Below are 22,680 nucleotides of genomic sequence, written 5' to 3'. Positions count from 1 at the left end.
AGCTAAAACAGTAGTGGAGCCAGCCCCCTCCTATTTTCATTATAGGCTGTGATAACCCTTCATGATTCGTTGAAAATTGAATGAGCTGTATGGGTGCCTTTCGGGGCTTAAAGGTAACACAGGATTCCACCGCTGTATCAGAGAGTAGTATGTGGAAACCGAAGATACTCCGGCAACGGCTGGTATGCTTGAGAAGAAGCTGCTAGTATTCAGAAAGCTTTCTGATAGAGGTCAAATGTAACGTTGACACCGCCATATACAAATGGAAGCCAACACGCCGAACAGAATGGAAAATCATCGTAAGAAATCCAAACAAAAAGTAGATGTACTGACAACGGGCATAACCGCTGTCTGGGAGGTGATGCAGAAGAATACGGAGGAAAGGAGACAGGTATCCAACATAAATAAAGACTTCTTGTATCCTCCGGTGCTCGTCAATAGACGAAGTGCAGTACCCATGTCTCGTCCGAGCATGATGGCACGGACTTCTGGAGGCTGCGGGTAAGGATTCCCTCTCAAGTAATACTGCAGGAAGGCATTGACCCTGATTTCAGTTCGGTATTCCCATTTCAATAAGGAACTTCCGGTATTATAAAGTACATAAATATATTTTTCTGCTAATAAAACACCCATACTGCGGGAATTTTTTATTTTTGTTGTATCCGCTCCGAGCTGTTTGATTTCCCGTGAGGAATAAAACAGAGGAAAGCTTTGCATACTGACGGAAGAAACAGGGTGCTTGGAAGAAAAAAGCACTGGCTTCGCATCCGGATAAATGGGGATGCCGGCATGGTGCAAAGTAATATAGACTTCTGCTTTTTGGTGAAGGCGCAATCGCCTGGTCAGTTCTGAACGAACCTGGTTTGTTTCCGTGTTTCCGGTCAGATAAAAGGTAAAGCGGGCAGCATTATCCTGAAGCAGCATTTCCTTAGATTTTTTTGTCAAACGGTACCCCCGCAGTTTATCACGGTAATGGATACGGAGTAGTTTTTCAGCTTTTAGTTGTGTAATGACCTTTTCGGCATAGGCTTGACTGGGGATTAGCCTGCTTAACTGGTCTGCGGGAAATTCTCCGCTTAGTGCCGTCATCTCCAACAGCAGATAACGAATTGTGTTTGTATGAATAGACGAATCCCTCCTTAAAAATACCCATCAGACTCCATACTTGGGTTGAAATCAGGTAAATAGGGTACATAGAAGCACAGATTCTACAACTTTCGTACGGAATTTTACCTATGTCGGTAAAGCTCCTAAAAAAATCAGGAAATTTCCGACAGGGCAGATATGCGCTTTTTTTCATGCTTCAGCCATTCTGGGAAAACCGATTTGTCCATGATGTGTACAGAAGTATAATCGGAATCTTCCAGTATGGAAGTGTGGTAGGAATCGCAGAACAGTCCGCTATCATCCCGCAACACAAATAGAGATATGGTATCTAAAATCTGTTTGAATTCCAGATTGTCATAATCACGGATACGCCTTAGTGGAAGCCTCTGATCATAAATCTGGACGAAACATACGACACAATTCTCAAAAACAGGCAGTGCATCATGCTCCAGATATTCCTTCAATGCAAAATGAAGCGGTTCGTTGAGGAAGGCAGTATTGACATGTGCTTTCCGTTTTGGAAGCAGCCCTGGGAGTTGTATGGTCAGAATACCATCGCTATGCTGTATCCGTATTCCATGGGCTTTTGCGGATTTTTCCATATATTCTGTTTTACTGACAATCCCTGTAGCGTAGATTAAGTTCCGAAGCTGGCAGGCTATGCGCTCAGCCCTTAGAGCTGCATCGGTACTAAGCTCTTCATAATTCGTAGGATATTTCTGTAGATCCGTCATTTTCATAGCGAATAACGAATTTTTTAATTTGTCCGTTTGTTCTTCAATTACACTGATTCGCTGCAATAGTATTTTGGTATCCATTTTACCTCTCTTTCTTTTGGTAGTAGCTGACATGCCCATCGAAATCCACTGTACAAAAGGCGACTACATTTGGAATTTGTATCTTCATGGCCTGTTCTTTTGAGGAAACAATGACCAGACGGTTTGCCTCGGTATCCTTTGTCTGGGCAAGAACATGATTTAGCAGCACTTCCTGTTCAGGTGAAGCGGCTATAATTTCATAAGCCTCATCATTGGAGAAAAAATGTATTTTTACCGGAAAGTCTCCGCTTGTGTGATATACCAGTGCTTTCTTAAAATCCAGTAAAACCCAGTAAGCAGCAATCATTTCCCGATCCGGCGACTGTGCTGCTTCCGCCTTGTCACACAACAGGTTACTGCTGGGATCATAGTAGATGCGGCCTTGTTTTATTAGACTTTTTATCAATATCTTTAAGGACTCGTCTTTTCTTGGAAAAGTTGCAATCACCTGTTCATAGGTTAGGGCATGATACGAGGTAATAATACGCAGCAACGCTTCAGCTTCTCCATGGTATATTTCATCTCTGGTCTTCATTTCATCATATCTCCTTTTCTTTGTAGGGCATCTACACGTACAAAATTACGTGTTCAATACTTGCAAATACTACACGTATTTATCACGTGATTCTGCACGTATAGACATATCTGTTCAAGCATGCCGGCTGGGTTTTGGGTAACAAAAAAGCACCATCTTTGGGTGCTGGTAAAAACGAGAACTATAAGCATGGATATTGTAACATGGGTATTTTTCCCTTACAATCGCATTGCTGTGCCAATGTTCTGCCAAATGTGGACAATTCCATTATTCAGGGAAGAATTTGTTTAAAAGGTCCAGCGTTTCCTTAGCTGTGAACCCCCAGAGGATTGTGCTGAGCGCCTCAATAGCTGCCCGGCGCTTTCTGTAGAAGGTCCGGTAGGAAATGTTGTCAATATGGGGCACCAGTTTTTCGATAATCTCATCCGTATTCCGTAACTCCTGTGGACAAAGGAAGGAATAGTATAGAATCCAGTAATACTGTTCGCCATACTTATGATTGCTTCTCAGCAGGTCAACAGAAGAGTCCAGTAGTTTCAACATCTTATTGCTGCGTTCTATGCTCTTAGCCCGCTCCTCAATATTGCCGTCTCCAAGTTCTATCCCGGCAGCATAAATGGAATCTAAGAATTCGTCTATGGATGAGCCATATTCTAACTTAAACTGGCTCTCCAGCTGATGAATTACCACTTTCAGACTGTATGTAGCATCACGGTATCGCTTCAGAAACTGATAGGTATCGTGGAATCTTGGGTCTTCCTCTGGGCTTGGATAGTTTTTCTGGTATTTAGACATAGATGTTGCCTCCTTTCAGTTCGATAGATGGTACTTTAGAAAACAGGTCTGATGCTTCCGGATGCGTCTGCGGTGTAATCCGTAGTTCAAAGCGGTATGCCATATTACCGTAAGGACAGATAATCTCTAAACTATACATACCCTTGCAGTCCGATAATTTAGATAATTGGTATTTCGTCTTGCTACACTGACAGCAAGGAATCCCTTGTGTTACAAGGAGTTTGGACACTTTCTCTACTATGAAATTCATGTGTGTTTTCGGAACGCTCTCTTCGCTATCTGAAACAAGAATTTGAGCTTCTATATCAGATTCTGGAACAGTTTCCGGCTCATCCGGTATTTGGATTGGCAGGCTCAAGGTGAGTGCAACTTCCTCCTTGTCTATCATGACATCGCTAATGCTGAACATAGTGGAAAGATAATTCTTCAGGTAGATTACGCTGCCAATATTTCCAGAGAAAGGAATGAGCGAGAGCAGGTCCAGGCCTTCCAGCTTTTTTAGAAGACGGCTCACTGTTGTTCTGGAGCATCCCCATCGCTCGGCAAGTTCGCTGTAATTGGTCAGTGGATTGCCAGTATTGTTACGGAAATATACAACGGGCCCAATATCTGATCCCTGTACTTGCGTGTCATTAAAAACTGTATGTACCCAAAGATCCAGAAGGATATCCATTTCTGAACATTTCCCCATGCCTATCAATTCATGGACTTTTGCTATTGAGAAGAAGAAAAATCCCATGTCTTTCTTGCAGGGATAACTGTACCGAAGGACGGTATTGTCCTTTTGCCAGTCTGCGATCGTAAATTTTATAAGTTTGTTTTTCCCTAGAAGAGAATATGAGATGTAATGCTGTTCTTCAAAAAATTCCAGAACAGAAAGTACCTGGTGTTGGAAACGGAGCCGGAATTGGTCTTTAAGTTCGGAGAGAGGACATATCCATTCACCCGGACCTACAGTGTAGGTGATGCCCTCTATTCTCCGGTTGGATGTTCGGTAATTTGCAAAGGAACAAAGAAGGATGTAATAAAAAAGAAAAGAACCCCCGTTGGTACGGATGTTCTTTTCTTTTACTAAGGAACGTATAAATTCACGGTATATACGGCAACGTGGGTAATCCACCAGTTGCTTTAATTCTAGTTGGTAGTTCATAATTACCTCCATATGTTAAGATATTTTGTTTATAAAAAATTAATAAATAAAACTTTTTAAATGGCATGGACGAAAGGTATATCAGTAGTTTATAATGAATCTATACTTGAATATTAATTTATTCAGTGCCATGGCGCAGATTTAGTACCTCGATTGGCACGAGGGCTCAATTTGAATTGGTTGAAATAAGGTGGTCATAAGGTGGACACGGTTATCAAACACCAGAGTTTTAGCGGGTTCCGGGGCTTGATTTTGTGGTCTGCAACACCCTGATTCACCGGTTCAAATCCGGTCTACGCCTCTTGTGAATTTTTAAAAATCCCTAAAACCTCGAGTTTTGGGGATTTTTTACATCAAATTTGCTATGCTGTCTGTCATGCTTAAGGATTAGTCTTATAAGAAAATCAATTCTGCCGCAAATACCACAGCACAGCAGATTACCGCAACAGGGAACAATCCCGCACCGAACCATGCTGCTGCAACTCCTGCCAACAGCGCCAGCAACCCGGCTAAAGGACTTTGTGTTGCTTCTGTTATAGCTGGGAATGTCATAACTGCCAGTGTTACATAAGGTACATAGTATAGAAATGACTGTACAAAACGATTTGTGATTGGTTTGCGTATCAGTGTCATTGGCAGAACCCGGATTGCATAGGAGACTGCCGCCATAATAAAAATGTAAATGTAAATTTGTCCGGTTGTCATACTTGTGTCCTTTCTTCTTCAGATTTTCTCGGAAATAGTATCGCTGCCGATGCAGAAATTACAACGGTCAAAATAATTGTTCTTGTTCCGTCAGAGAGGTTTGAGATCACCGGGAGATATGCAGCTCCGAAGCTGGCGGAAAAGGATAGTAAAATCAGTCCGGCAATTACTTTTTCTTTGCGTGCAGCCGGAATAATCACAGCAAGAAACATTCCGTAAAGAGCCACGCTGAAGGCGCTGACAAGACGCAGCGGCATCAGGTTGCCGGCAATGACGCCTAAAGCAGTTCCAAACGCCCAACAGGGTGATGCAATGAGAATGGCTCCGTATGTATAATATGGATTCATAAAACCAGGGCGTGCAATAGAAATTGCAAAAAGCTCATCAGTAATATAGAAGGAAGTTAGAAGACGGTGTCGTAGCGGCAGCGCCGGGTCCGCCTTTTGGCTTAAAGCACAACTCATTAAAAGATAACGTGCATTGGTAATAAAAGTAATAACTGCGATTTCTAAAAATGTACCCATTGCAGCAATTAGTGTAAATCCGGCATATTCTCCGGCGGAGGCGCTGCAAAGTGCACTGGCTAAAAAACCTTGAAAGGGAGAAAGTCCTGCATTGCGGGCAACAATTCCCAGTGAAAATGATACGGCAAAATAGCCGAGTCCGATGGGGATTCCGTCACGGAATCCCTGCCGGAGTGCAGTTCTGTTTGTTTTTGTCTGAAATGAATAATCTATTTCTTTTGTATACACGATTTATATCACCCTTTTTATTTCTTTTGGCGTCTGGTCTGCGTCAGGCGGGACCGCTGCGCAATTTACCGGAGCGTCTTTTCTATTATATATCGGGAAGCGACAGAAGTAAAACAAATTTCATGATATATCCTTGACAATTGGTATTTCAAGAGGTAGCATTCTTTATAGAATAAAAATAAAGATAAAACGTTTGCAGATATACAGGAAAGGATACAAAAAATGTCAAAGAATAAAAAACAAAAGAACAGTTGGATGAAGAATATATTAAAGGCATTGGATATGGAGCTTCGGGAACACAGAAGCTCTTTTATTGTCTATTTTGTCCTGCGTATCTTTGTTATTGTGACAATGATCTTACAATTTCTGAATGGAAATTATGAGAACTTTTTTTTATGTATACTTACGTTGATTCTTTTGGTTATGCCGAGTCTGGTACAGGTGACGTTTAAAATTGAGTTGCCAACGGTTCTGGAAATATTAATTTTAATTTTTATTTTTGCGGCGGAGATATTGGGAGAAATCAGAGAATATTATGTGCTTATTCCTATGTGGGATACGGTTCTGCATACGATCAATGGATTTTTAGCAGCTGCGATAGGTTTTTCGTTGGTGGATCTGCTGAATCGAAGTGAGAAGACAATGTTCAAATTGTCTCCGTTGTTTACCGCAATCGTGGCATTTTGCTTTTCTATGACGATAGGTGTTATATGGGAGTTCTTTGAGTTTGGAATGGACATGTTTTTTGGGCTGGATATGCAGAAGGATACAGTAGTACAGGTGATTCGTTCTGTAACGCTTGATCCCAACGGCGGAAATGTAGTGACTGCCATTGATAACATCAAAAGTGTAGTCGTAAACGGGAAGGAATTAGGGCTTGGCGGCTATCTGGATATCGGACTGATCGATACGATGAAGGATTTAATTGTCAATTTTATCGGAGCAGCCGTATTTTCTGTATTTGGATATATTTATGTGAAGAACCGGGGGAAGGGGAATTTCGTTGCCCGTTTTGTACCAAGACGAAAGAAAAAAGACAGAGATTTTCTTAGAATTGTGAAGGAAACGGCGGAGAGTGACGAGAGTATTAAGCATGAAGAGACAGGGAAAAGAAAGTAAGATAAAAGAAAGAGAACTATAACAGGGAACTATTGGTTTGTCGGAAATGATATTGCATTTTTTGTAGGTTTATACTAAAATAAAAACAATCAACAGTTACCTAAATAAGGGGTTTTTTACCGAAAATGGAGCGGTAAGGAGAGTTAATTATGAATGGAAAGCAAAAGCTTTATTCTTTAGTAGAGATTATGAACAGTGTTTTGAGCAAGATAAGAAATTATTATGATTCAGAATATGTTTATTATATCGAAAAAGATGAATATGAGATTTTGACAATTTATGAATGGTGTACGGAAAATGTTCCATGGCAGCGTGATAAAATTAAGCTGCTGGATTCTGAACAGTGGCCGAAGTGGATTAAACAGGAGATTACGGATACGACAGAAGAAAGCTATAGTATACAGCTAGAGCTGGAAGATGGAGTAACAGCCGTACTGGCAGCAGTTAAAGTACATCGCGGGGGCTGTACTCTGGAGCTTCTTAAGGCGATGATTCAGATGATCTCACAGACGATCATTATGCAGAAGATGCAGAAGCAGCAAGAATATCTGAGCTATCATGACAATTTGACAGGGCTGATGAATAGAAATAGTTTTGTTTCTTATCTTGCGGATGTGGAGCAGCGAGAACTGAAATCACTGGGGGCGCTGTCTGTGGATATCAACGGACTGAAGAACTTTAATAAAGAATTCGGAAGAGAGTACGGTGATGAGGTCGTTATCCGTGTGGGCGAAATTCTGGAAGAATATTTCCGCCCGGGGTCAGTTTACCGCTTGACTGGAGATGAGTTCCTTGCGATAGCTGAAGATGTTTCCTATGAAAAGTTCATGAAACAGGTGAATACAGCTCATAGCAGACTGGAAAATATCAGCCTGGGTCTTACAACAATGGGATATGCATGGGAGAAGGTTGACATCAAGGCAGATCATTTGATTTTTAATGCGGAAAATATGATGTGGGATGAGAAGCAGAAGTATTATAAGCATCAGAGAAAGGGGCATCATGAGCCAATTATCAAGGAAGATCTTTTGACAGATTTAAAGGACGGGAATTTTATTGTATGCCTTTTGCCGATCGTGGATGCGGATACAGAAGAAACTGTAGGTGCGGAGGCTGTTGTACGTTATCATCACAAAGATCTTGGAGTGATGAATCCGAGCAGATACATTACACTTCTGGAGGAGACGAAGCTGTCTCATTATCTGGATCTTTATGTATTTGAAGAGGTCTGCAAAACGTTAGCGAAGTGGGAAGAGGAGGGACTGCCGATATTGCCTGTTTCTGTGAATTTTACGGGGGCAACACTTCGCCATGAAAGTATTGCGGATCAGATGCTGGAACTGGTAGAGAAGTATCAGGTACCGTGTGAGTATTTGGAGGTTGAGGTTTCGGAGGCTGCTCATGGCATGAATCAGGAGATGCTTGCTGAGACAAGTAATAAGATTCGTAAGGCAAATATCCGGGTCACGCTGGATCATTTTGGAGAGAAGGATTCTAGCTTTTCAATTCTTTCGATTATGGAGTTTGACGGTCTGAAGATGGATAAAGGTCTTGTATCCCGTATTGTCAGCAACAGCCGCAGCCAGATCGTGGTAAAGGCAGTGATTGATGTCTGCCGCAGGCTTGGGGCGAGAGTGACGGCAGCAGGGGTAGAGACACAGGATCAGTTGAATATGTTAAAGGAACTGGGATGTGAATATGTACAGGGGACCTTGTTTAACAAGCCGATTACAATTGATACATTTGAAGCGAGATACTTGAGATGATACACACATGGGCTGCTGATATTACACCTCTTTTTCAGGAGGAATGTTACAGAAAATATTATCTGGAGGCGCCCGGGTTTCGGCAGGAGAAAGCGGACAGGCTCAAGCACAGGCAGGGGAAAGCACAGAGTATCGGAGTATGGGCTTTATATGCTAAGATGAAAGAATATTTTCGATTAGATGGACAGGAAGCGTATAATTTTTCGCATTCGGGAGAATATGTTTTGTGTTCGGTATGTACGGCGGGAGAAACATCTGCTTTACAGCCGTTGGTAGGATGTGATGTAGAAAAGGTGCAGAAATGTCGGATGGCTTTAGCAAAGAGATACTTTTGCGAATCAGAATACCGATGTATTGAAGAGGAAGAGGGAGAAAAACAGCGGGAAATATTTACTCGTTACTGGGTCTTAAAGGAAAGCTTTATAAAGGCAACCGGAAGGGGACTGACAATGCCTCTGAATGCCTTTGAAATCCGTTTAGGGAATACGGCAGAACTGATACGGCAGCCGGAGGAATTTCGGGAAATATTTTACTATATGGAATCCGAACTGGGGGGAGGAACATATCGTGTGGCAGTCTGCTCGACAGACAGGCAGATTGATGCAGATGTCAGATTGATTCAATTGAGGGAATAGAAGATATGAGTGTAAATAGAGAACAGTGGATGGATAGACGCAAAATCGAGCTGAGGATGAAGCGGATTTGGGTCACAGGGCTTGTACTGGGACTGGTAATCGGAGGGGGAATTGCATTCTGGATTGGCGGAGTTTTTGGAAATGGTAAAAAGGATAGCCGGGAGAGGGAAGCACAGAATGCAAAACAGGAAAATGCCGTGCCGGGTAATGTGGAAGTACAGGTGATAGATACTGTTGAGGTGGCAAAATTGAATGCAGAATCTTTGGTATCCGAGAAGGATAAGTGGAAACTGACTCTGGTAAACAGCTTCTATCCACTTGCAAAGGATTACGTTCCAAAGCTTGTGGAGATTGAGCAGGATAAGCTGGTAGATGAGCGGATTGCAGCAGATTTGCAGCAAATGCTTTCTGATGCAAGAGCGGCAGGACTGAATCCATATATCTGCTCTGCATATAGAGATTATGGATATCAGAGGCAGGTATTTAACGAAACAATGGTTCAGTGGATATCCAATGGATATGCACCTCTGGATGCTTATGAAGAGACTGCTAAGTCAGTTGCGATTCCGGGAACAAGTGAACATGCAACAGGACTTGCACTCGATATTACTTCTGCAGAGTTTACTGAGCTGGATGAGCGTCAGGCTGGAACGGCGGAAGCAAAATGGCTGGCAGAGAATTGTTGGAAGTATGGATTTATTCTTCGGTATCCACCGGATAAGTCAGACATTACGGGGATTATTTATGAGCCGTGGCATTACCGTTATGTAGGAAAGGAAGCGGCAAAGGATATTACTGAAAAGGGTGTAACATTAGAAGAATATCTTGGAAAATAGGGCTTTATGCGTTACAGTTCACACCCTACGGGTGCTCCAGTAACAGTATCCAGCCCATTTTAAGTCGCCTTCGGCGAGGGGCTGGATATATCGCTGTCATCACTTCATTGGCGGACACCTTGCAGCGCAGTGCAAGGCGCCGTGTGAACAGTAACCACTTTTAAGAGATCAGACAAGGAAATGAGTCTGGTCTCTTTACATTTGAAAATCTATTTGATAAAATGATGAAAGGAAAATGATTGATTTATGAAGAAATGAAATAGTTTCTATAGACAATGAAAGTATGAATACAGTTACTGTTCACGGTGTCTTGCACCTCGCTGCAAGGCATCCGGTCAATAAAGCTGTGGTTTTAGGCATCCAGCCCCTCGCCGTCAGGCGACTTTTCAATGGGCTTTATGCGTTACAGTTCGCGGCCGGTTAGGCCGTGAACTGTAACTAAATACATATGATAAGGAGGATTTTTTATGGAAGGGCTATCATTTGGAGAACAAGTTAAGATTATATTAAGCCGCAAAAATATGACGATTAAAGAGCTGGCGGGGCTGATCCAGGAACGTACGGGGATGGCAATGTCCCGTCAGAACTTGACACAGCGTCTTGGAAGAGATAATTTCCAGGAGAAAGATATGCGCATGATCGCGGCTATTTTAGATTGTCCATTTCGGCTGAGTATCTTCCCGGCAGATTCGGCAGAGGATGAGAAGATGATGGAATATATGGGGGCGGGTACGCAGAAGAGTCATGGAAAGATAAAAGCTGAAGATGAAGAAGGATACCAGCATAGACTGAAATTTGACGAAGAACCAGATGGAAAGGACGGTATTTCAAATATATCGCCGGAAAAGATGCCAGAAGATGAGCGTGATATGACAATTGGTGAGCTATATGAGATTCATGAGGAGCTAAAAGAACTGGAGGAAGTTACGGTAGCATCTGATAAGACACAGGCGGCAAGGGCTGTGGCGGAACAGACAGAGGGGTTCTTGGCAGATGAAGAGAAGGAGGGGCTTCATACAGGCGGTATTTTCCTTCGGAGAGGCCACCGGGGAAATGAAGTGAAAAAGTTCGAGAAACCAGGGGCAGAGAGGAGGAAGCCGGCGAGAGAAGTGATTACACCGGATTCAGAAGACTTTGAACCGGTAATCAAGTATAACGACATGGAAGAAGATTTGAGTGTGGGTGAGATGAATCCATATACAGGTCGTGAATATCAGACGAACAGTGTGCGTATGCACCCCACCAGGATCGGTTATGTACAAGTGTATGACCGCAAATTACATCAGTGGACGGATATGACGGAGTGGGCATTCCTTGGATACCAGGAGCGGAAGAAGGCGTTGCTTGGAAAGGAATATGAACCGCCGATTTATCTGGATTAAGTATACATTATCGGACAAAGTCCGCCCGCCGCAGGCATGAATTATGGGATGCCCGGATGGGTATAGGATTATAGGAAAAGTAACGGTTGATTTCATAGGAGAAAATATATGGAATGGGATAAGTTACTGTCAACAAAGCGGGCGCGCGGGAGTATTTCCGGCGCCCGTAAGTCGGCAGATATGAGAAGTGAATTTGAAAAGGATTATCACCGGATTATTGGAAGTGCGTCATTTCGGCGTCTGCAGGATAAGACACAGGTATTTCCTCTGGACAAAAGTGATTTTATCAGGACAAGACTGACCCATTCGCTGGAGGTGTCTTCTCTTGGGAAATCTTTGGGACAGAATATCGGGGAAAATATACTAAAGTATCGGAAAGTGTCTGGGTTTACTCCACAGATGAAAGAGGATATCTGCCATGTGCTGGAATGTGCGGGATTGATTCATGATATCGGGAATCCTCCCTTCGGGCATTTTGGTGAAGTGGAAATCCGGGAATGGTTTGAGTGCAATTTGAAGAAACTAATGTTCAGGGGAACTCCTGTGGCGGACATTTTGACAGAACAGATGCGGGAAGATTTTTATCACTTTGAAGGAAATGCACAGGCGCTTCGGCTGGTAACGAAGCTGCATTATCTGGTGGATGAGAATGGCATGAATCTGACCTATGCATTATTAAATACGATTATAAAATATCCGGCAGCATCGACGGAGATTGATTTGACAACAGGAAATATTAAAGATAAAAAGATGGGCTATTATTATGCTGACCGGAAGATTTTCGAGGATATTGTCAGGGAAACAGGAGCTGGAAAGAACCGTCATCCGCTGACCTATATTCTGGAAGCAGCCGATGATCTGGCATATAAGACAGCAGATATTGAGGACGCTTATGTGAAGGGATATATTTCTTATCAGATGCTGGCGGATGCATTGTACGAGTTGACGCTTTGTTATGGAGAAGAGGGTATTAATCCGTTGGAAAAGCTACAATCTCTTTATGCGAGAGGTAAAGAGAGAGGTGTTCGTAACCCGGAGGATTATGCGGTGAAGAACTGGATTGTGCAGATACAGGGATTTTTAATCAACTGTGCGACATTTGGGTTTACATCTAACTATGATGCAATTATGGGAGGGACATATAAGCAGGATTTGTTTTATGGAACTTATGGAGAACAACTGATGGAACTGCTCGGTTCTATGGCATATAAAGAAGTGTTCTGTTCGCAGGATATTTATAAGATGGAAATTATTGAATCATCGATGATAGATTTTCTGATGGATAAGTTTATTGGTGCAGTATTATATTACGATACTGATGTGCCCCTTGGAACCATTGACAGAAGGCTGATCTCCTTTATTTCCGATAATTACCGCAGCGTCTATCGTTTACAGGCGGAAGGAAAAAGCGAAGCGGAGAAGCTGTATCTCCGCCTGCTGCTTGTGACAGATTTCGTGTGCGGTATGACCGATAGTTATGCAAAGCGTCTGTATCAGGAAATGAAAGCAATTTTGTAGTGTGCATTTCGGCAATCCGCAAGATTATTTCAGATAGCGGCACCAGTAGCCAAATCGACCGTAATTGGTGCATTCATCTTCAGCTAATGCAAGCTGTTGATTGTAGGAATCTGTGAACTGTGAAAAGCCGAATAGTTCGGCTGCCCGGGACTCTCTCGGTTCATAGATTCCTGGAACACCCAGCCAGTAATGACCATCTTCTTCCACTAGAAGGAGGTGGTTATAATTATAATAGCCGTGAAGCAGGAAGCTGTTGTTGGCAAGGTTCCAGTGACGGCGCGGCAGGGAGGAGAGCTCACTGCGCTGGATTTTCCGGGCGGAGCTTTGCGGTTCTGAGGATCTCTGAAGTTCAGATTTGGGTGTGTCGGCGTGAGCTTCTGTCTGAGCTTCAGATGGTGTTTCCGCCTGAACTTCAGGAGTTTCGGATGATGTTTCCGCCTGAACTTCAGGAGTTTCGGATGATGTTTCCGCCTGAACTTCAGGAGTTTCGGATGATGTTTCTGCCTGAGATTCAGAAGTTTCGGATGATGTTTCCGTCTGAGATTCAGAAATTTCAGATGGCGTTTCTGTCAGGGGTTCAGATTCAGGCGTGTCAGTGTGTACTTTTGCCTGAGATTCAGGAGTTTCGGATAATGTTTCTGCCTGGGATTCAGGTTCAACAGTCTCAGTCATTTCTTTACCGGATAAAAATGTAATTTTTCGAGTGTCAAATTTGGTATTTGGCGCAGTTGCAGACAGGATTTCTCCATGAGGGAGGGTAAGAAAGAAACCGTCAATCTGCTTCAGGGTATACTGATTTGGAAAAAGGGTTTCGGCTGCGGCAACTTTTCCGGAAATTGTTTGATTTCCACAGGAAATGCTCGATAAATGAACGGCATTTGCCGAATCATTTTCCATATAAAAAGCAGATAGTTCTGCGGTATCCTGCTTTGTTACAGGAAGACTCCGGGCATTCAGCTGCAGAAAACAGGTGTGTTCTTGTCTTGTGATTTTCATAAATCCGGTGTTGCGAAGTTTTTGATGATTTTTATGTTCATAGAGATAGTAAATACCAATGTCCATGGGGATAAGTACCTCCGGTCTTGTCTTTTATGTTACAGTTCACGGTCTAACCGGCTGCGAACTGTAACGCATCCACTCCATTGAAAAGTTGCCTGACGGCGAAGGGGAGGATGACTGTAACCGTTGTTTTGCCGACCGGATGCCTTGCAGCAATGTGCAAGGCACCGTGAAGAGTAATCTTTTTATTCTAATGTATTCAGAATAGAGAGAAAAAGAACTGGAAAACAGATATTGAAGGGAGTAATCAAGTATGGAGCTAGATGAAAAATATATGCGAGAGGCAATTAAACAGGCGAAGAAAGCATATGCGCTTGAGGAAGTGCCTATTGGATGTGTGATCGTGTATGATGGGAAGATCATCGGGCGTGGATATAATCGGCGCACTATAGATAAAAACACGCTGGCACATGCTGAGCTTCAGGCAATTAAAAAAGCCAGCAGGAAGATGGATGACTGGCGGCTGGAGGACTGTACGCTGTATGTGACGCTTGAGCCCTGTCAGATGTGTTCAGGGGCAATTGTGCAGGCACGCATAAAACGGGTAGTGGTTGGCTGTATGAATCCGAAAGCTGGGTGCGCCGGCTCAATCCTGAATCTGCTTGACATGCCCGAATTTAATCATCAGGCGGAGCTGACAACGGGGGTTCTGGAAACGGAGTGCAGTGAAATGATGAAGCAGTTTTTCAGGGAGCTGAGGGAGAAAAGAAAGAAAAAATAAAACAAGTTTTACTGAAAGATGAGAAAAATTACCAAAAAATAAAACACTCGGATGGTCGGTTATCTTAATATAATAAATAGGAAATTAATTTGCAAGAGTTTGGGCGTGTAGGATAATGCCAGGGAGTGGAGTACATATGGGAAACAGAGAAGAGAAAAAGGAAAAATACAATGGAGCAATGCTAGTCGGCTGTATTCGGGAGAAGCGGCCAGTACCGATGAGACTGGAGAAGCAACAGTATCTCCTCGGCAGTACAGTGGATGCGGAAATTGCAGGTGTACATATAATATGCGGCGATACGGATAACGGCTTTTGGGCTGCGGGGATTCCGAATATGCCGTCAACAGGGCAGATTATAGTTTCATCTGCACTGTTGACCCAGGTATCTTGTTCTATCCAGAGGAAAGAAGATGGTTGGAAGCTGGTTGTTGAAAAGGGGGCAGAGTTATTCTGGTATAATGGAAAACAGCTCAAATTTCCGGAAGAAGGAATGCTGGTTTTAAGTCTGAATCATGAAGATGTGATCCGTATAGACAGACCCGAAGAAGGGAACAGCCATGAACAGGCAGTTGTATTCATTTTTCATGGTCATTATGCGGAGAATATCGAGTGGCGTACAATAGGGCTGCAGGATGGTAAAGTGAAGATGCATATCAGCCGTCATGCGGAACTGACAGAGGGCAGAGATGAGGTTTCAGAGAATCTGGCAGAGCTGCCCGGTCATTATGCAACTCTTTTCAAAGAGGTAGGCTTTTGGTATGTGGAAGATCACAGTACACGGTTCGGTGTGTATGTGAATCATATCAAGGTAGAGGGGCGTCGGAAGCTGACAGCATTGGATATGATCAATATCGGGCATGCACTGTTCTTATACCAGCATGATACGATTTTCTACAATCATATGGAAACATCCGAAAAATGTCTGGTAATTCACATTGAGGAAAGAAGTGTGTGGAATCTGTTCCGCAAGAAAGTACTTCTGCAGGATATTGACCTTACCATTAATCCGGGAGAAATGGTACTGGTTCTCGGCGGTTCAGGTGCGGGCAAGACGACCTTCATCAATGCAGTTATGGGCTATGAAAAAGCTCAGGGCAAGATTATGGAAGGCGATATTGATATTTATGAAAATTATAATCAGATGAAATATGAGATCGGTTTTGTGCCCCAGCAGGATCTGCTTCGGCTGGAGGATACTGTATATGGTACCCTGGAGAATGCTGCGGAAATGAAGATGCCGCAAAGGACAACAGAGGAAACGAGAAAAGCGCGGATTGAAGAAGTGCTGTCTGTCTTCGGATTGGAACGGGAAAAAGAATCTTTGGTATCTAAGCTGTCGGGCGGACAGAGAAAACGTTTGAGTATTGCAGTAGAGTTTATTGCAGATCCTACATTGTTCTTTTTAGATGAACCGGACTCGGGATTAGACAGTGTGATGGCACGTGATCTGATGGAGAATCTGAGAGGAATCGCCAACCAGAAAAAGATGGTGCTTGTCATTACCCATTCTCCGGACAGGGGTGCGGATTTGTTTGACAAGGTAATCGTGCTGGCAAAGAGTGCAGAGGATAATATCAGGCATCTGGCATTTTACGGAACTGTAGACGAGGCAAAGCATTTCTTTGGAACAGATACGCTGGAGGATGTGATCCGCAGAATTAACCGTCCGGATGAGGGCGGCGAAGGACTGGCGGCGGTATTCGGCGGCAGTATGTTTGAACTAAAAGAAAGCACAAGGACGAGTTTCTTTGCGATTATCTCTTCCTGTATCTGGATCGGAATTTTCAACTCTATTCAGATTGTATGCCGGGAACGTCAGATTATTAAGCGGGAGCACAGAACAGGTCTTCACATCACCTCTTATGTGGCGGCACACATGATCTGTCAGGCGGCAATCTGTTTTATACAGGCATTGCTGATGGTATTTATCTACGGAATTTTTACAAATTTCCCTAAGGAGGGACTTGTTTCCGGGAACTTTTATATTGACTTGTTTGTGACATTTTTTCTTGTGGTGTACAGCTCGGATATACTGGGACTGGCAATATCATCTGTAGTACGGAATACAACGATGGCAATGACGATCATGCCGTTTATCCTGATCGTGCAGCTGATTTTCTCTGGTTCTATTTTTCCGCTGACCGGATTTGCAAAGAGCATTTCCAACTTGACGATCAGTAAATGGGGTCAGCGTGTGCTCTGTATTGAGGCAAATTTGAATGAGCTGCCATTGGAATTATTAGATTCAGAATTGGATATGATTGGGAAGATGGAGATTTTTGAGACACTGGAGACTTTTCTGCCGGAAGAAGTGATAGAGACTGCCCAAGAGTCAGTAGAGGAGGCTCTTCAGGATTTCCTGCATGATTATACTTACCGGAAGATTTACAGTTATGAAAAAGATCTGGTGTTGAGACGTTGGGGATATCTGGTATTGTTTACAGTGCTGTATGCGGCGGTGTGTGTGCTTAGTCTGGAGTTTATTGACAGGGATAAAAGATAAAATAGATGGGATTATAAGCATTTTTCCGTTTTCTCTTCCATGAATCAGATGGATGAAGATAATCGAAAAGCAGTGCAAAAGAAAATACTACCGGAGACAGCCTTTTATGGTAAGGCAATCTCCGGTGTTTTGTATTCGTCATGTATTATTTTTTAAGCTTTTCTACAATCTCTTCAAATCCCATTGCATGGGACGCCTTTACAAGAATAGTATCGCCTTTCTGCAATATGTTGTCCATATTAGCAAAAAATGCTGTTTTATCCTCATAGTGATAAAGCTCAATCCTATTTTTGGAGGAGATATCTGTGGTTTCAGCTGCGCCTCGGGCAATCTCTGCGGATAATGTTCCGATACAGACGAGGGCATTGATTCCGGCTTTGGCGGTATGGGATCCCACGTCGTAATGCATTTCTTTTTCCTGTGCGCCAAGTTCTCCCATATCGCCCAGGATGGCAACTGTTCTTGCAGCCGTGCATGCGGTAAGACAGTCCGGCGGACTGTTTTGGGTACCGGCATTTGCCAGAACATCAATAGAAGCCTTCATAGAAATCGGGTTGGCGTTATAGCAGTCGTCGATGATAGTATAAGTATCTGTTTCAATTAAGTGATTGCGTCCGGCGAGTGGTTTTAACGCTTCAATTCCAGTTTTAATTTCATCATCATTCATACCCAGCGCATAGCCGACAGCGATTCCTGCCAGTGCATTATGCACCATGTGCTCTCCGGGAATGGAGATATGTGCGGTAAACTTGGATTTTGGTGTAATAAATGTGGCGTCTGTTCCCCGTAATCCTTTGCTCTCAATCTGTTCTGCATGATAACTTGTGCTGTCTTGCAGACCAAAGTAAATGGGCTTTATACCATTTTCAGGGACACAAGTGATCAGCTTGTCATCATCACCGTTAAGGATGATCGTACCTTCTGGATTCATGTACTGGAATATCTCGGTTTTAGCTTTTAAAATTCCGTCACGGGAACCGAGAAGCTCCATGTGTGCAACCCCGATATTCGTAATAACACAGATATCCGGACGGGCCATCTTCGTCAGCCGGGTCATTTCGCCAAAGTGATTAATTCCCATTTCCAGAACAGCGATTTCATGTTCTTCACGGATATTAAAAATAGTCAGTGGAACACCAATTTCATTATTGAAGTTCCCCGCAGTTTTCAAAACGTTATATTTCTGCTCAAGTACGGAAGCAATCATTTCCTTTGTACTCGTTTTCCCTACACTTCCGGTGATTCCAACGACTTTGATATCGAGGCTTCTGCGATAGTGCTCTGCAAGATCTCTCAAAGCCTGTGTACAGGATTCTACGAGAATATACGGGAAGGAAACATCCCCCAGATTCTTCTCGGAAAGGGCGCAGAGAGCACCTGCGTCAATGGTCTGCCAGATAAAGTTATGTCCGTCAACCCGTGCGCCGCAGATGGCAACGAAAAGAGAGTCCTTTTCTACCTTGCGGCTGTCAATAACAACGCTGGAAACCTCTTTCTCCGCAGATGCTTCATCTCCGAAATAAGTTCCGCCGCAGGCGGCAGTGATTGCTTTTAATGTCATGTTTTTCATATTTTCAAATCCTTATACTTTTCAATGGGCTGGATGCGTTGCAGTTCAGAGCCGGTTAGGCATGAACTGTAACATATCGTGCTTCCAGAGACTTCTGAATAATCAGCTCACACAGATCGCCGTATTCAATTCCGGCGGCATTCGCCTCTTTCGGCATCAGACTTGCGGCAGTCATTCCCGGAAGTGTGTTGACTTCCAGGCAATACAAATTGCCCTTGTCATCCAGAAGAAAATCAGCGCGGCTGTATACATTCAGTTTTAAAGCATGGAATGCACGGACGGTCAGCGCCTGCATTTTTTCAGTTACATCTTGCGGAATGTCAGCCGGGCAAACCTCTTCGGTTGCGCCGTCCTGATATTTATTGGCATAATCAAAGAATCCTGTCTTCGGGATGATCTCAATCGGCGGTAGGGCTTTGCCATCAATAATACCACAGGCAAACTCACGTCCTTTGATGTATTCTTCAATGACAACTTCATCTTCATAACGGAAAGACTTTTCTAATGCATTTTCATATTCTTCCTGTGTATGGGCAATATAGACCCCGATGCTGGAACCGCCTGAGCAAGGCTTTACAACAACCGGAAGTTCAAGCCCTAAGTCTGCAAGAGCTTTTTTATTCTTATTTTTATGAATGCAGGTACCTTTCGGGGTGTCTACGCCCGCCTGCATGAAAATGTGCTTTGTCAGCCCTTTATCCATGGCGACAGCACAGCCTAATGAATCTGGTCCAGTATAGCGGATTCCCAGCAGGTCGAAGGTTGCCTGCAGTTTACCGTTCTCACCCTCCCCGCCGTGAAGACCGAGGAAAGTAATATCTGCCATGCGGCAGAGCTCGATAACATTTGGACCGAGGAAACAGCCGGACTGATCCGGACGGGAGGCACGGATTGCATCAAGATCAGGTTCTTCTGTGGTAATGTTTTTTACAATGTCCAGACCATGATCCGGCAGTGCGAATACTTCTTCTAATTTGTCGGCATTATAAGGAAATCCCATGAACACGTCAAGAAGGAAAGCATCATGTCCTTTCTCCAGCAGTGTACGGCAGATCCCGGCGCTGGAGGACAGAGATACATCGCGTTCGGTACTCAGTCCTCCGGCTAATACAATAATCTTCATAATCTTATTACTCCTGTTGTTATTCTTATGTTACTGGAGCACCCGTAGGATGTGAACAGTAACACTCTTATTAACTAAGCTCATTCAAAAGAGCTTGTTTTGTATCATATAATTTCTGAGATAAATCCACATATACCTTATGCGGATTGAACAGACGCATTGTCTCATCCCAGAGTGTTGATTTTTCCTGTTTGCAGAATGAAGCAATCTCTTTTACAGATGGAGAATTGTAAACACACTCACCGTGAACAAAGACTGGCTTCAGCAAATCTTTCATATAGTAACTTCCACCCTCCAAATGAGTCTTTTTCCATGTGGCATTAGGGTCAAAGAGCAGCAGGTCTTCAGACTCGTCAAACGTCTCATCTGCAAAACAGATTAAATCGGCGCGCAATTTACCTGTCTCTTTATCATATACACGGTAAATAGTTTTATTACCCGGATTCGTAATCTTTTCTGTATTTTCAGAAAGCTTAATCTTCGGGATAAATTCTCCCGTTTCGCTCTTAATTGCCGCAAGCTTGTATACGCCGCCGAAGGACGGGCAGTCCTTAGAGGTGATCAGATGAGTTCCCACGCCCCATGAGGTGATCTTGGCGCCCTGTACTTTTAGGTCGTGGATCAAGAATTCATCCAAGTCATTGGAGGCAGCAATTACAGCATCTTCAAAGCCTGCTTCATCTAACATCTTTCTGGCTTTTTTAGAAAGATAAGCCAAGTCGCCGCTATCCAGACGGATACCATAGGATTTGGGCGTGATACCTTCTTCACGCATTTCCTTAAATACGCGGATTGCGTTTGGCACACCGGATTTTAGTGTGTCGTATGTATCTACCAGCAATGTACAGGCATTCGGATATAATTTTGCATATGCCTTAAATGCGGTGTATTCGTCTTTAAAGCTCATAATCCAGCTGTGCGCATGCGTTCCCATAACCGGAACGTCAAACATCTGTCCGGCTAGTACATTGGAGGTTCCTACACATCCGCCGATTATAGCTGCGCGGGCGCCGTACAACCCGGCATCGGGTCCCTGTGCCCGGCGAAGTCCGAACTCCATGATACCGTCTCCCTCTGCTGCATATACAACGCGGGCTGCTTTGGTAGCGATCAGACACTGGTGATTGATAATATTTAAAATTGCTGTTTCTACAAGCTGTGCTTCCATAATTGGAGCAACAACCTTGATCAGAGGTTCTTTCGGGAAAATGACGCTTCCTTCTTCAATAGCGTAGATATCACCGCTGAAGTGGAATCCGCTTAAATAGTGAAGGAAGTCCTCACTGAAAATACCGAGTCCCCGCAGATAATCGACATCCTCGTAAGAGAAATTCAGATTCTTAATGTACTGGATGATCTGCTCCAGACCCGCCATAATGGAATAGCCGTTTTTATTCGGGTTATCACGGAAAAAAACATCAAAGACCACAGTTTCATTTTCCTGGGTCTCGAAATATCCCTGCATCATGGTGAGTTCGTACAGGTCGGTTAATAAGGTCAGATTTGGTGTACTCATAATCGTTTGTCCTTTCACATTTGCCTGGTCAGCGTAGGGGAGCAATGGCTCCTAAGGGCGGTCGTTCCCGAACGTTATTAACACATTTTTTCTTTGTGATTATAACACATTCTGAGTAAAAGTAAAATATTATTCAAACTTGGAACAGGAACTCCGGCTGGTTATTCAAACTTTACAAATATCTTCCGGAAGAAAATAGAATTAATATATGCCAGCCCGGAAAAACCGATCACTATCCATAAAAAGCCGATGATCCTGAAATCAATATATAAGGTTGCCATAAAAGCAAGAATCGTAATAGCAGCAAGCAGCATTGTATAAGGTAAATGTATGACAGCCATTAAAAAGGCATTTTTTATGGAACCAATCACGGTATTTTCAAATCGGGCAATATACGGAAATAGATACAGCGCTGTAATCAGGTATAACAAGGCGATCATCAAGACCAGGATTTGCAGAACTTGTCTGATCTGACCAGATATATTTGGAATGATCTGAAGATCCAGCCATAGGACGATTCCTGCTGTCAGTACGATCAGCCATGTCAGTGTACCGATTTTAAAATTGCTTTTAAAAGCTCTGAAAAAACTGCGTGTAATATAACTTTCTTCATTTTTAGCAGCTTTTAATGTTACTGTATATAAAGCGGTAGTTGCTGCACCGATGGTCACGATTGGAATGCAGCATATTAAATATAAAATATTCAGAATAAATAAGTCAGCCAGTTTGCCCAGAAACTGCATGAGAGGATTGTCTAAATTAAATAAATTCATATATAAAATCTCCTTTTTATATGGTTAACTATTTTGTGTCTGTAGTAAATTATACTATAAAAGATATAAATGTACACTGCTATGTTAAAAAAGTTGCAAAAAAATGGACCAGTACAGTATCGGGGGTGACAGATATCAAACATCAGCGGCAGATTTGAAACATGTAATGTCATATGGTGTCATTTTTTGAACATTCCAACAACGGATTTTGGATTTACGAACAAAAAGAAAGCAAGTATGATAAATACAACAAAAAAATGCGCGCAGGACAAAAGGCAAAAAAGAGGAGGATTTTAT

Annotated in this window: 20 protein-coding genes; 8 read left to right on the top strand and 12 right to left on the bottom strand. The window is 43.1% G+C overall.

All coding sequences use genetic code 11. The features are described from left to right. Window positions 1-294: 294 nt before the first annotated feature. From NFS18_RS04745 to NFS18_RS04715, 7 genes are all read right to left on the bottom strand, one after another. Window positions 295-945, bottom strand: coding sequence for a hypothetical protein (locus NFS18_RS04745; RefSeq protein WP_251388464.1), 651 nt, complete (start codon window positions 943-945; stop codon window positions 295-297). Window positions 946-1,259: 314 nt separating this feature from the next. After that, window positions 1,260-1,925 carry a DUF6100 family protein gene (locus NFS18_RS04740; RefSeq protein WP_251388463.1) on the bottom strand — a complete coding sequence of 222 codons (666 nt, stop codon included), beginning with the start codon at window positions 1,923-1,925 and terminating at the stop codon, window positions 1,260-1,262. 1 nt (window position 1,926) lies between these two features. Next, window positions 1,927-2,460: a DUF5697 family protein gene (locus NFS18_RS04735; RefSeq protein ID WP_251388461.1), complete on the bottom strand. Its 534-nt coding sequence runs from the start codon at window positions 2,458-2,460 to the stop codon at window positions 1,927-1,929. Window positions 2,461-2,727: 267 nt separating this feature from the next. Then, window positions 2,728-3,255 carry a hypothetical protein gene (locus tag NFS18_RS04730; RefSeq protein WP_251388459.1) on the bottom strand — a complete coding sequence of 176 codons (528 nt, stop codon included), beginning with the start codon at window positions 3,253-3,255 and terminating at the stop codon, window positions 2,728-2,730. Beyond that, window positions 3,248-4,405, bottom strand: a complete 1,158-nt coding sequence (locus tag NFS18_RS04725; protein WP_251388457.1) for a helix-turn-helix domain-containing protein — start codon at window positions 4,403-4,405, stop codon at window positions 3,248-3,250. Before NFS18_RS04725 ends, NFS18_RS04730 begins: the two co-directional genes overlap by 8 nt. Window positions 4,406-4,798: 393 nt before the next feature. Continuing rightward, window positions 4,799-5,110, bottom strand: coding sequence for an AzlD domain-containing protein (locus NFS18_RS04720; protein ID WP_251388455.1), 312 nt, complete (start codon window positions 5,108-5,110; stop codon window positions 4,799-4,801). After that, window positions 5,107-5,847 carry an AzlC family ABC transporter permease gene (locus NFS18_RS04715; RefSeq protein ID WP_334301853.1) on the bottom strand — a complete coding sequence of 247 codons (741 nt, stop codon included), beginning with the start codon at window positions 5,845-5,847 and terminating at the stop codon, window positions 5,107-5,109. Before NFS18_RS04715 ends, NFS18_RS04720 begins: the two co-directional genes overlap by 4 nt. Window positions 5,848-6,084: 237 nt before the next feature. On the opposite strand from NFS18_RS04715, the gene NFS18_RS04710 reads away from it, so the two are divergent. From NFS18_RS04710 to NFS18_RS04685, 6 genes are all read left to right on the top strand, one after another. Next, complete coding sequence (locus NFS18_RS04710; RefSeq protein ID WP_251388451.1) at window positions 6,085-6,981, top strand: hypothetical protein; 897 nt, start codon at window positions 6,085-6,087, stop codon at window positions 6,979-6,981. A 149-nt stretch (window positions 6,982-7,130) separates the two neighbouring features. Beyond that, the gene (locus NFS18_RS04705) at window positions 7,131-8,747 is read left to right on the top strand and encodes an EAL domain-containing protein (protein WP_251388449.1); all 1,617 of its coding nucleotides are present in this window, start codon (window positions 7,131-7,133) and stop codon (window positions 8,745-8,747) included. Next, window positions 8,744-9,382: a 4'-phosphopantetheinyl transferase family protein gene (locus tag NFS18_RS04700; RefSeq protein ID WP_251388447.1), complete on the top strand. Its 639-nt coding sequence runs from the start codon at window positions 8,744-8,746 to the stop codon at window positions 9,380-9,382. The genes NFS18_RS04705 and NFS18_RS04700 overlap by 4 nt, the downstream gene beginning before the upstream one ends. A 5-nt stretch (window positions 9,383-9,387) precedes the next feature. Beyond that, complete coding sequence (locus NFS18_RS04695) at window positions 9,388-10,218, top strand: M15 family metallopeptidase (RefSeq protein ID WP_251388445.1); 831 nt, start codon at window positions 9,388-9,390, stop codon at window positions 10,216-10,218. A 467-nt stretch (window positions 10,219-10,685) separates the two neighbouring features. Beyond that, window positions 10,686-11,600: a hypothetical protein gene (locus NFS18_RS04690; protein WP_251388443.1), complete on the top strand. Its 915-nt coding sequence runs from the start codon at window positions 10,686-10,688 to the stop codon at window positions 11,598-11,600. A gap of 108 nt (window positions 11,601-11,708) precedes the next feature. Further along, complete coding sequence (locus tag NFS18_RS04685; protein WP_251388442.1) at window positions 11,709-13,118, top strand: deoxyguanosinetriphosphate triphosphohydrolase; 1,410 nt, start codon at window positions 11,709-11,711, stop codon at window positions 13,116-13,118. 24 nt (window positions 13,119-13,142) lie between these two features. On the opposite strand, the gene NFS18_RS04680 is transcribed toward NFS18_RS04685, so the two are convergent. After that, window positions 13,143-14,180, bottom strand: a complete 1,038-nt coding sequence (locus tag NFS18_RS04680) for a DUF6128 domain-containing protein (RefSeq protein ID WP_251388439.1) — start codon at window positions 14,178-14,180, stop codon at window positions 13,143-13,145. A 250-nt stretch (window positions 14,181-14,430) separates the two neighbouring features. Between NFS18_RS04680 and tadA the strand changes: the two genes are divergently transcribed. Together tadA and NFS18_RS04670 are read left to right on the top strand one after the other, a co-directional pair. Then, window positions 14,431-14,898, top strand: coding sequence for a tRNA adenosine(34) deaminase TadA (gene tadA / locus NFS18_RS04675; protein WP_251388437.1), 468 nt, complete (start codon window positions 14,431-14,433; stop codon window positions 14,896-14,898). 136 nt (window positions 14,899-15,034) lie between these two features. Continuing rightward, the gene (locus NFS18_RS04670) at window positions 15,035-17,401 is read left to right on the top strand and encodes an ATP-binding cassette domain-containing protein (RefSeq protein WP_251388435.1); all 2,367 of its coding nucleotides are present in this window, start codon (window positions 15,035-15,037) and stop codon (window positions 17,399-17,401) included. A gap of 145 nt (window positions 17,402-17,546) precedes the next feature. Here NFS18_RS04670 and NFS18_RS04665 read toward each other — a convergent pair whose 3' ends face one another. From NFS18_RS04665 to NFS18_RS04650, 4 genes are all read right to left on the bottom strand, one after another. Next, a complete protein-coding gene (locus NFS18_RS04665) occupies window positions 17,547-18,971 on the bottom strand; it encodes a UDP-N-acetylmuramoyl-tripeptide--D-alanyl-D-alanine ligase (RefSeq protein ID WP_251388433.1) in 1,425 nt (474 codons plus the stop codon). A 55-nt stretch (window positions 18,972-19,026) separates the two neighbouring features. After that, window positions 19,027-20,094, bottom strand: a complete 1,068-nt coding sequence (locus NFS18_RS04660; protein ID WP_251388430.1) for a D-alanine--D-alanine ligase family protein — start codon at window positions 20,092-20,094, stop codon at window positions 19,027-19,029. A 70-nt stretch (window positions 20,095-20,164) separates the two neighbouring features. Beyond that, window positions 20,165-21,610 carry a nicotinate phosphoribosyltransferase gene (locus NFS18_RS04655; protein ID WP_251388428.1) on the bottom strand — a complete coding sequence of 482 codons (1,446 nt, stop codon included), beginning with the start codon at window positions 21,608-21,610 and terminating at the stop codon, window positions 20,165-20,167. A 161-nt stretch (window positions 21,611-21,771) separates the two neighbouring features. Beyond that, on the bottom strand, window positions 21,772-22,383 hold the full coding sequence (locus NFS18_RS04650) for a YesL family protein (RefSeq protein WP_251388426.1): 612 nt from the start codon (window positions 22,381-22,383) through the stop codon (window positions 21,772-21,774). Window positions 22,384-22,680: the final 297 nt, after the last annotated feature.

It is taken from the genome of Mediterraneibacter agrestimuris, from assembly GCF_943193195.1.
Classification (GTDB): Bacteria; Bacillota; Clostridia; order Lachnospirales; family Lachnospiraceae; genus Schaedlerella; species Schaedlerella agrestimuris.
The sequence above is the reverse complement of the archived record's forward strand: the minus strand, read 5'-3'. Positions and strand labels throughout refer to the sequence as shown.

Bases quoted from the DNA above. Each gene is read 5' to 3' on its own strand.
- NFS18_RS04735 (WP_251388461.1), bottom strand. From the start codon at position 2,460: ATGAAGACCAGAGATGAAATATACCATGGAGAAGCTGAAGCGTTGCTG.
- NFS18_RS04710 (WP_251388451.1), top strand. From the start codon at position 6,085: ATGTCAAAGAATAAAAAACAAAAGAACAGTTGGATGAAGAATATATTA.
- NFS18_RS04680 (WP_251388439.1), bottom strand. From the start codon at position 14,180: ATGGACATTGGTATTTACTATCTCTATGAACATAAAAATCATCAAAAA.
- NFS18_RS04720 (WP_251388455.1), bottom strand. From the start codon at position 5,110: ATGACAACCGGACAAATTTACATTTACATTTTTATTATGGCGGCAGTC.
- NFS18_RS04690 (WP_251388443.1), top strand. From the start codon at position 10,686: ATGGAAGGGCTATCATTTGGAGAACAAGTTAAGATTATATTAAGCCGC.
- NFS18_RS04685 (WP_251388442.1), top strand. From the start codon at position 11,709: ATGGAATGGGATAAGTTACTGTCAACAAAGCGGGCGCGCGGGAGTATT.
- NFS18_RS04660 (WP_251388430.1), bottom strand. From the start codon at position 20,094: ATGAAGATTATTGTATTAGCCGGAGGACTGAGTACCGAACGCGATGTA.
- NFS18_RS04695 (WP_251388445.1), top strand. From the start codon at position 9,388: ATGAGTGTAAATAGAGAACAGTGGATGGATAGACGCAAAATCGAGCTG.
- NFS18_RS04670 (WP_251388435.1), top strand. From the start codon at position 15,035: ATGGGAAACAGAGAAGAGAAAAAGGAAAAATACAATGGAGCAATGCTA.
- NFS18_RS04700 (WP_251388447.1), top strand. From the start codon at position 8,744: ATGATACACACATGGGCTGCTGATATTACACCTCTTTTTCAGGAGGAA.
- NFS18_RS04740 (WP_251388463.1), bottom strand. From the start codon at position 1,925: ATGGATACCAAAATACTATTGCAGCGAATCAGTGTAATTGAAGAACAA.
- NFS18_RS04725 (WP_251388457.1), bottom strand. From the start codon at position 4,405: ATGAACTACCAACTAGAATTAAAGCAACTGGTGGATTACCCACGTTGC.
- NFS18_RS04705 (WP_251388449.1), top strand. From the start codon at position 7,131: ATGAATGGAAAGCAAAAGCTTTATTCTTTAGTAGAGATTATGAACAGT.
- NFS18_RS04650 (WP_251388426.1), bottom strand. From the start codon at position 22,383: ATGAATTTATTTAATTTAGACAATCCTCTCATGCAGTTTCTGGGCAAA.
- NFS18_RS04730 (WP_251388459.1), bottom strand. From the start codon at position 3,255: ATGTCTAAATACCAGAAAAACTATCCAAGCCCAGAGGAAGACCCAAGA.
- tadA (WP_251388437.1), top strand. From the start codon at position 14,431: ATGGAGCTAGATGAAAAATATATGCGAGAGGCAATTAAACAGGCGAAG.
- NFS18_RS04655 (WP_251388428.1), bottom strand. From the start codon at position 21,610: ATGAGTACACCAAATCTGACCTTATTAACCGACCTGTACGAACTCACC.
- NFS18_RS04665 (WP_251388433.1), bottom strand. From the start codon at position 18,971: ATGAAAAACATGACATTAAAAGCAATCACTGCCGCCTGCGGCGGAACT.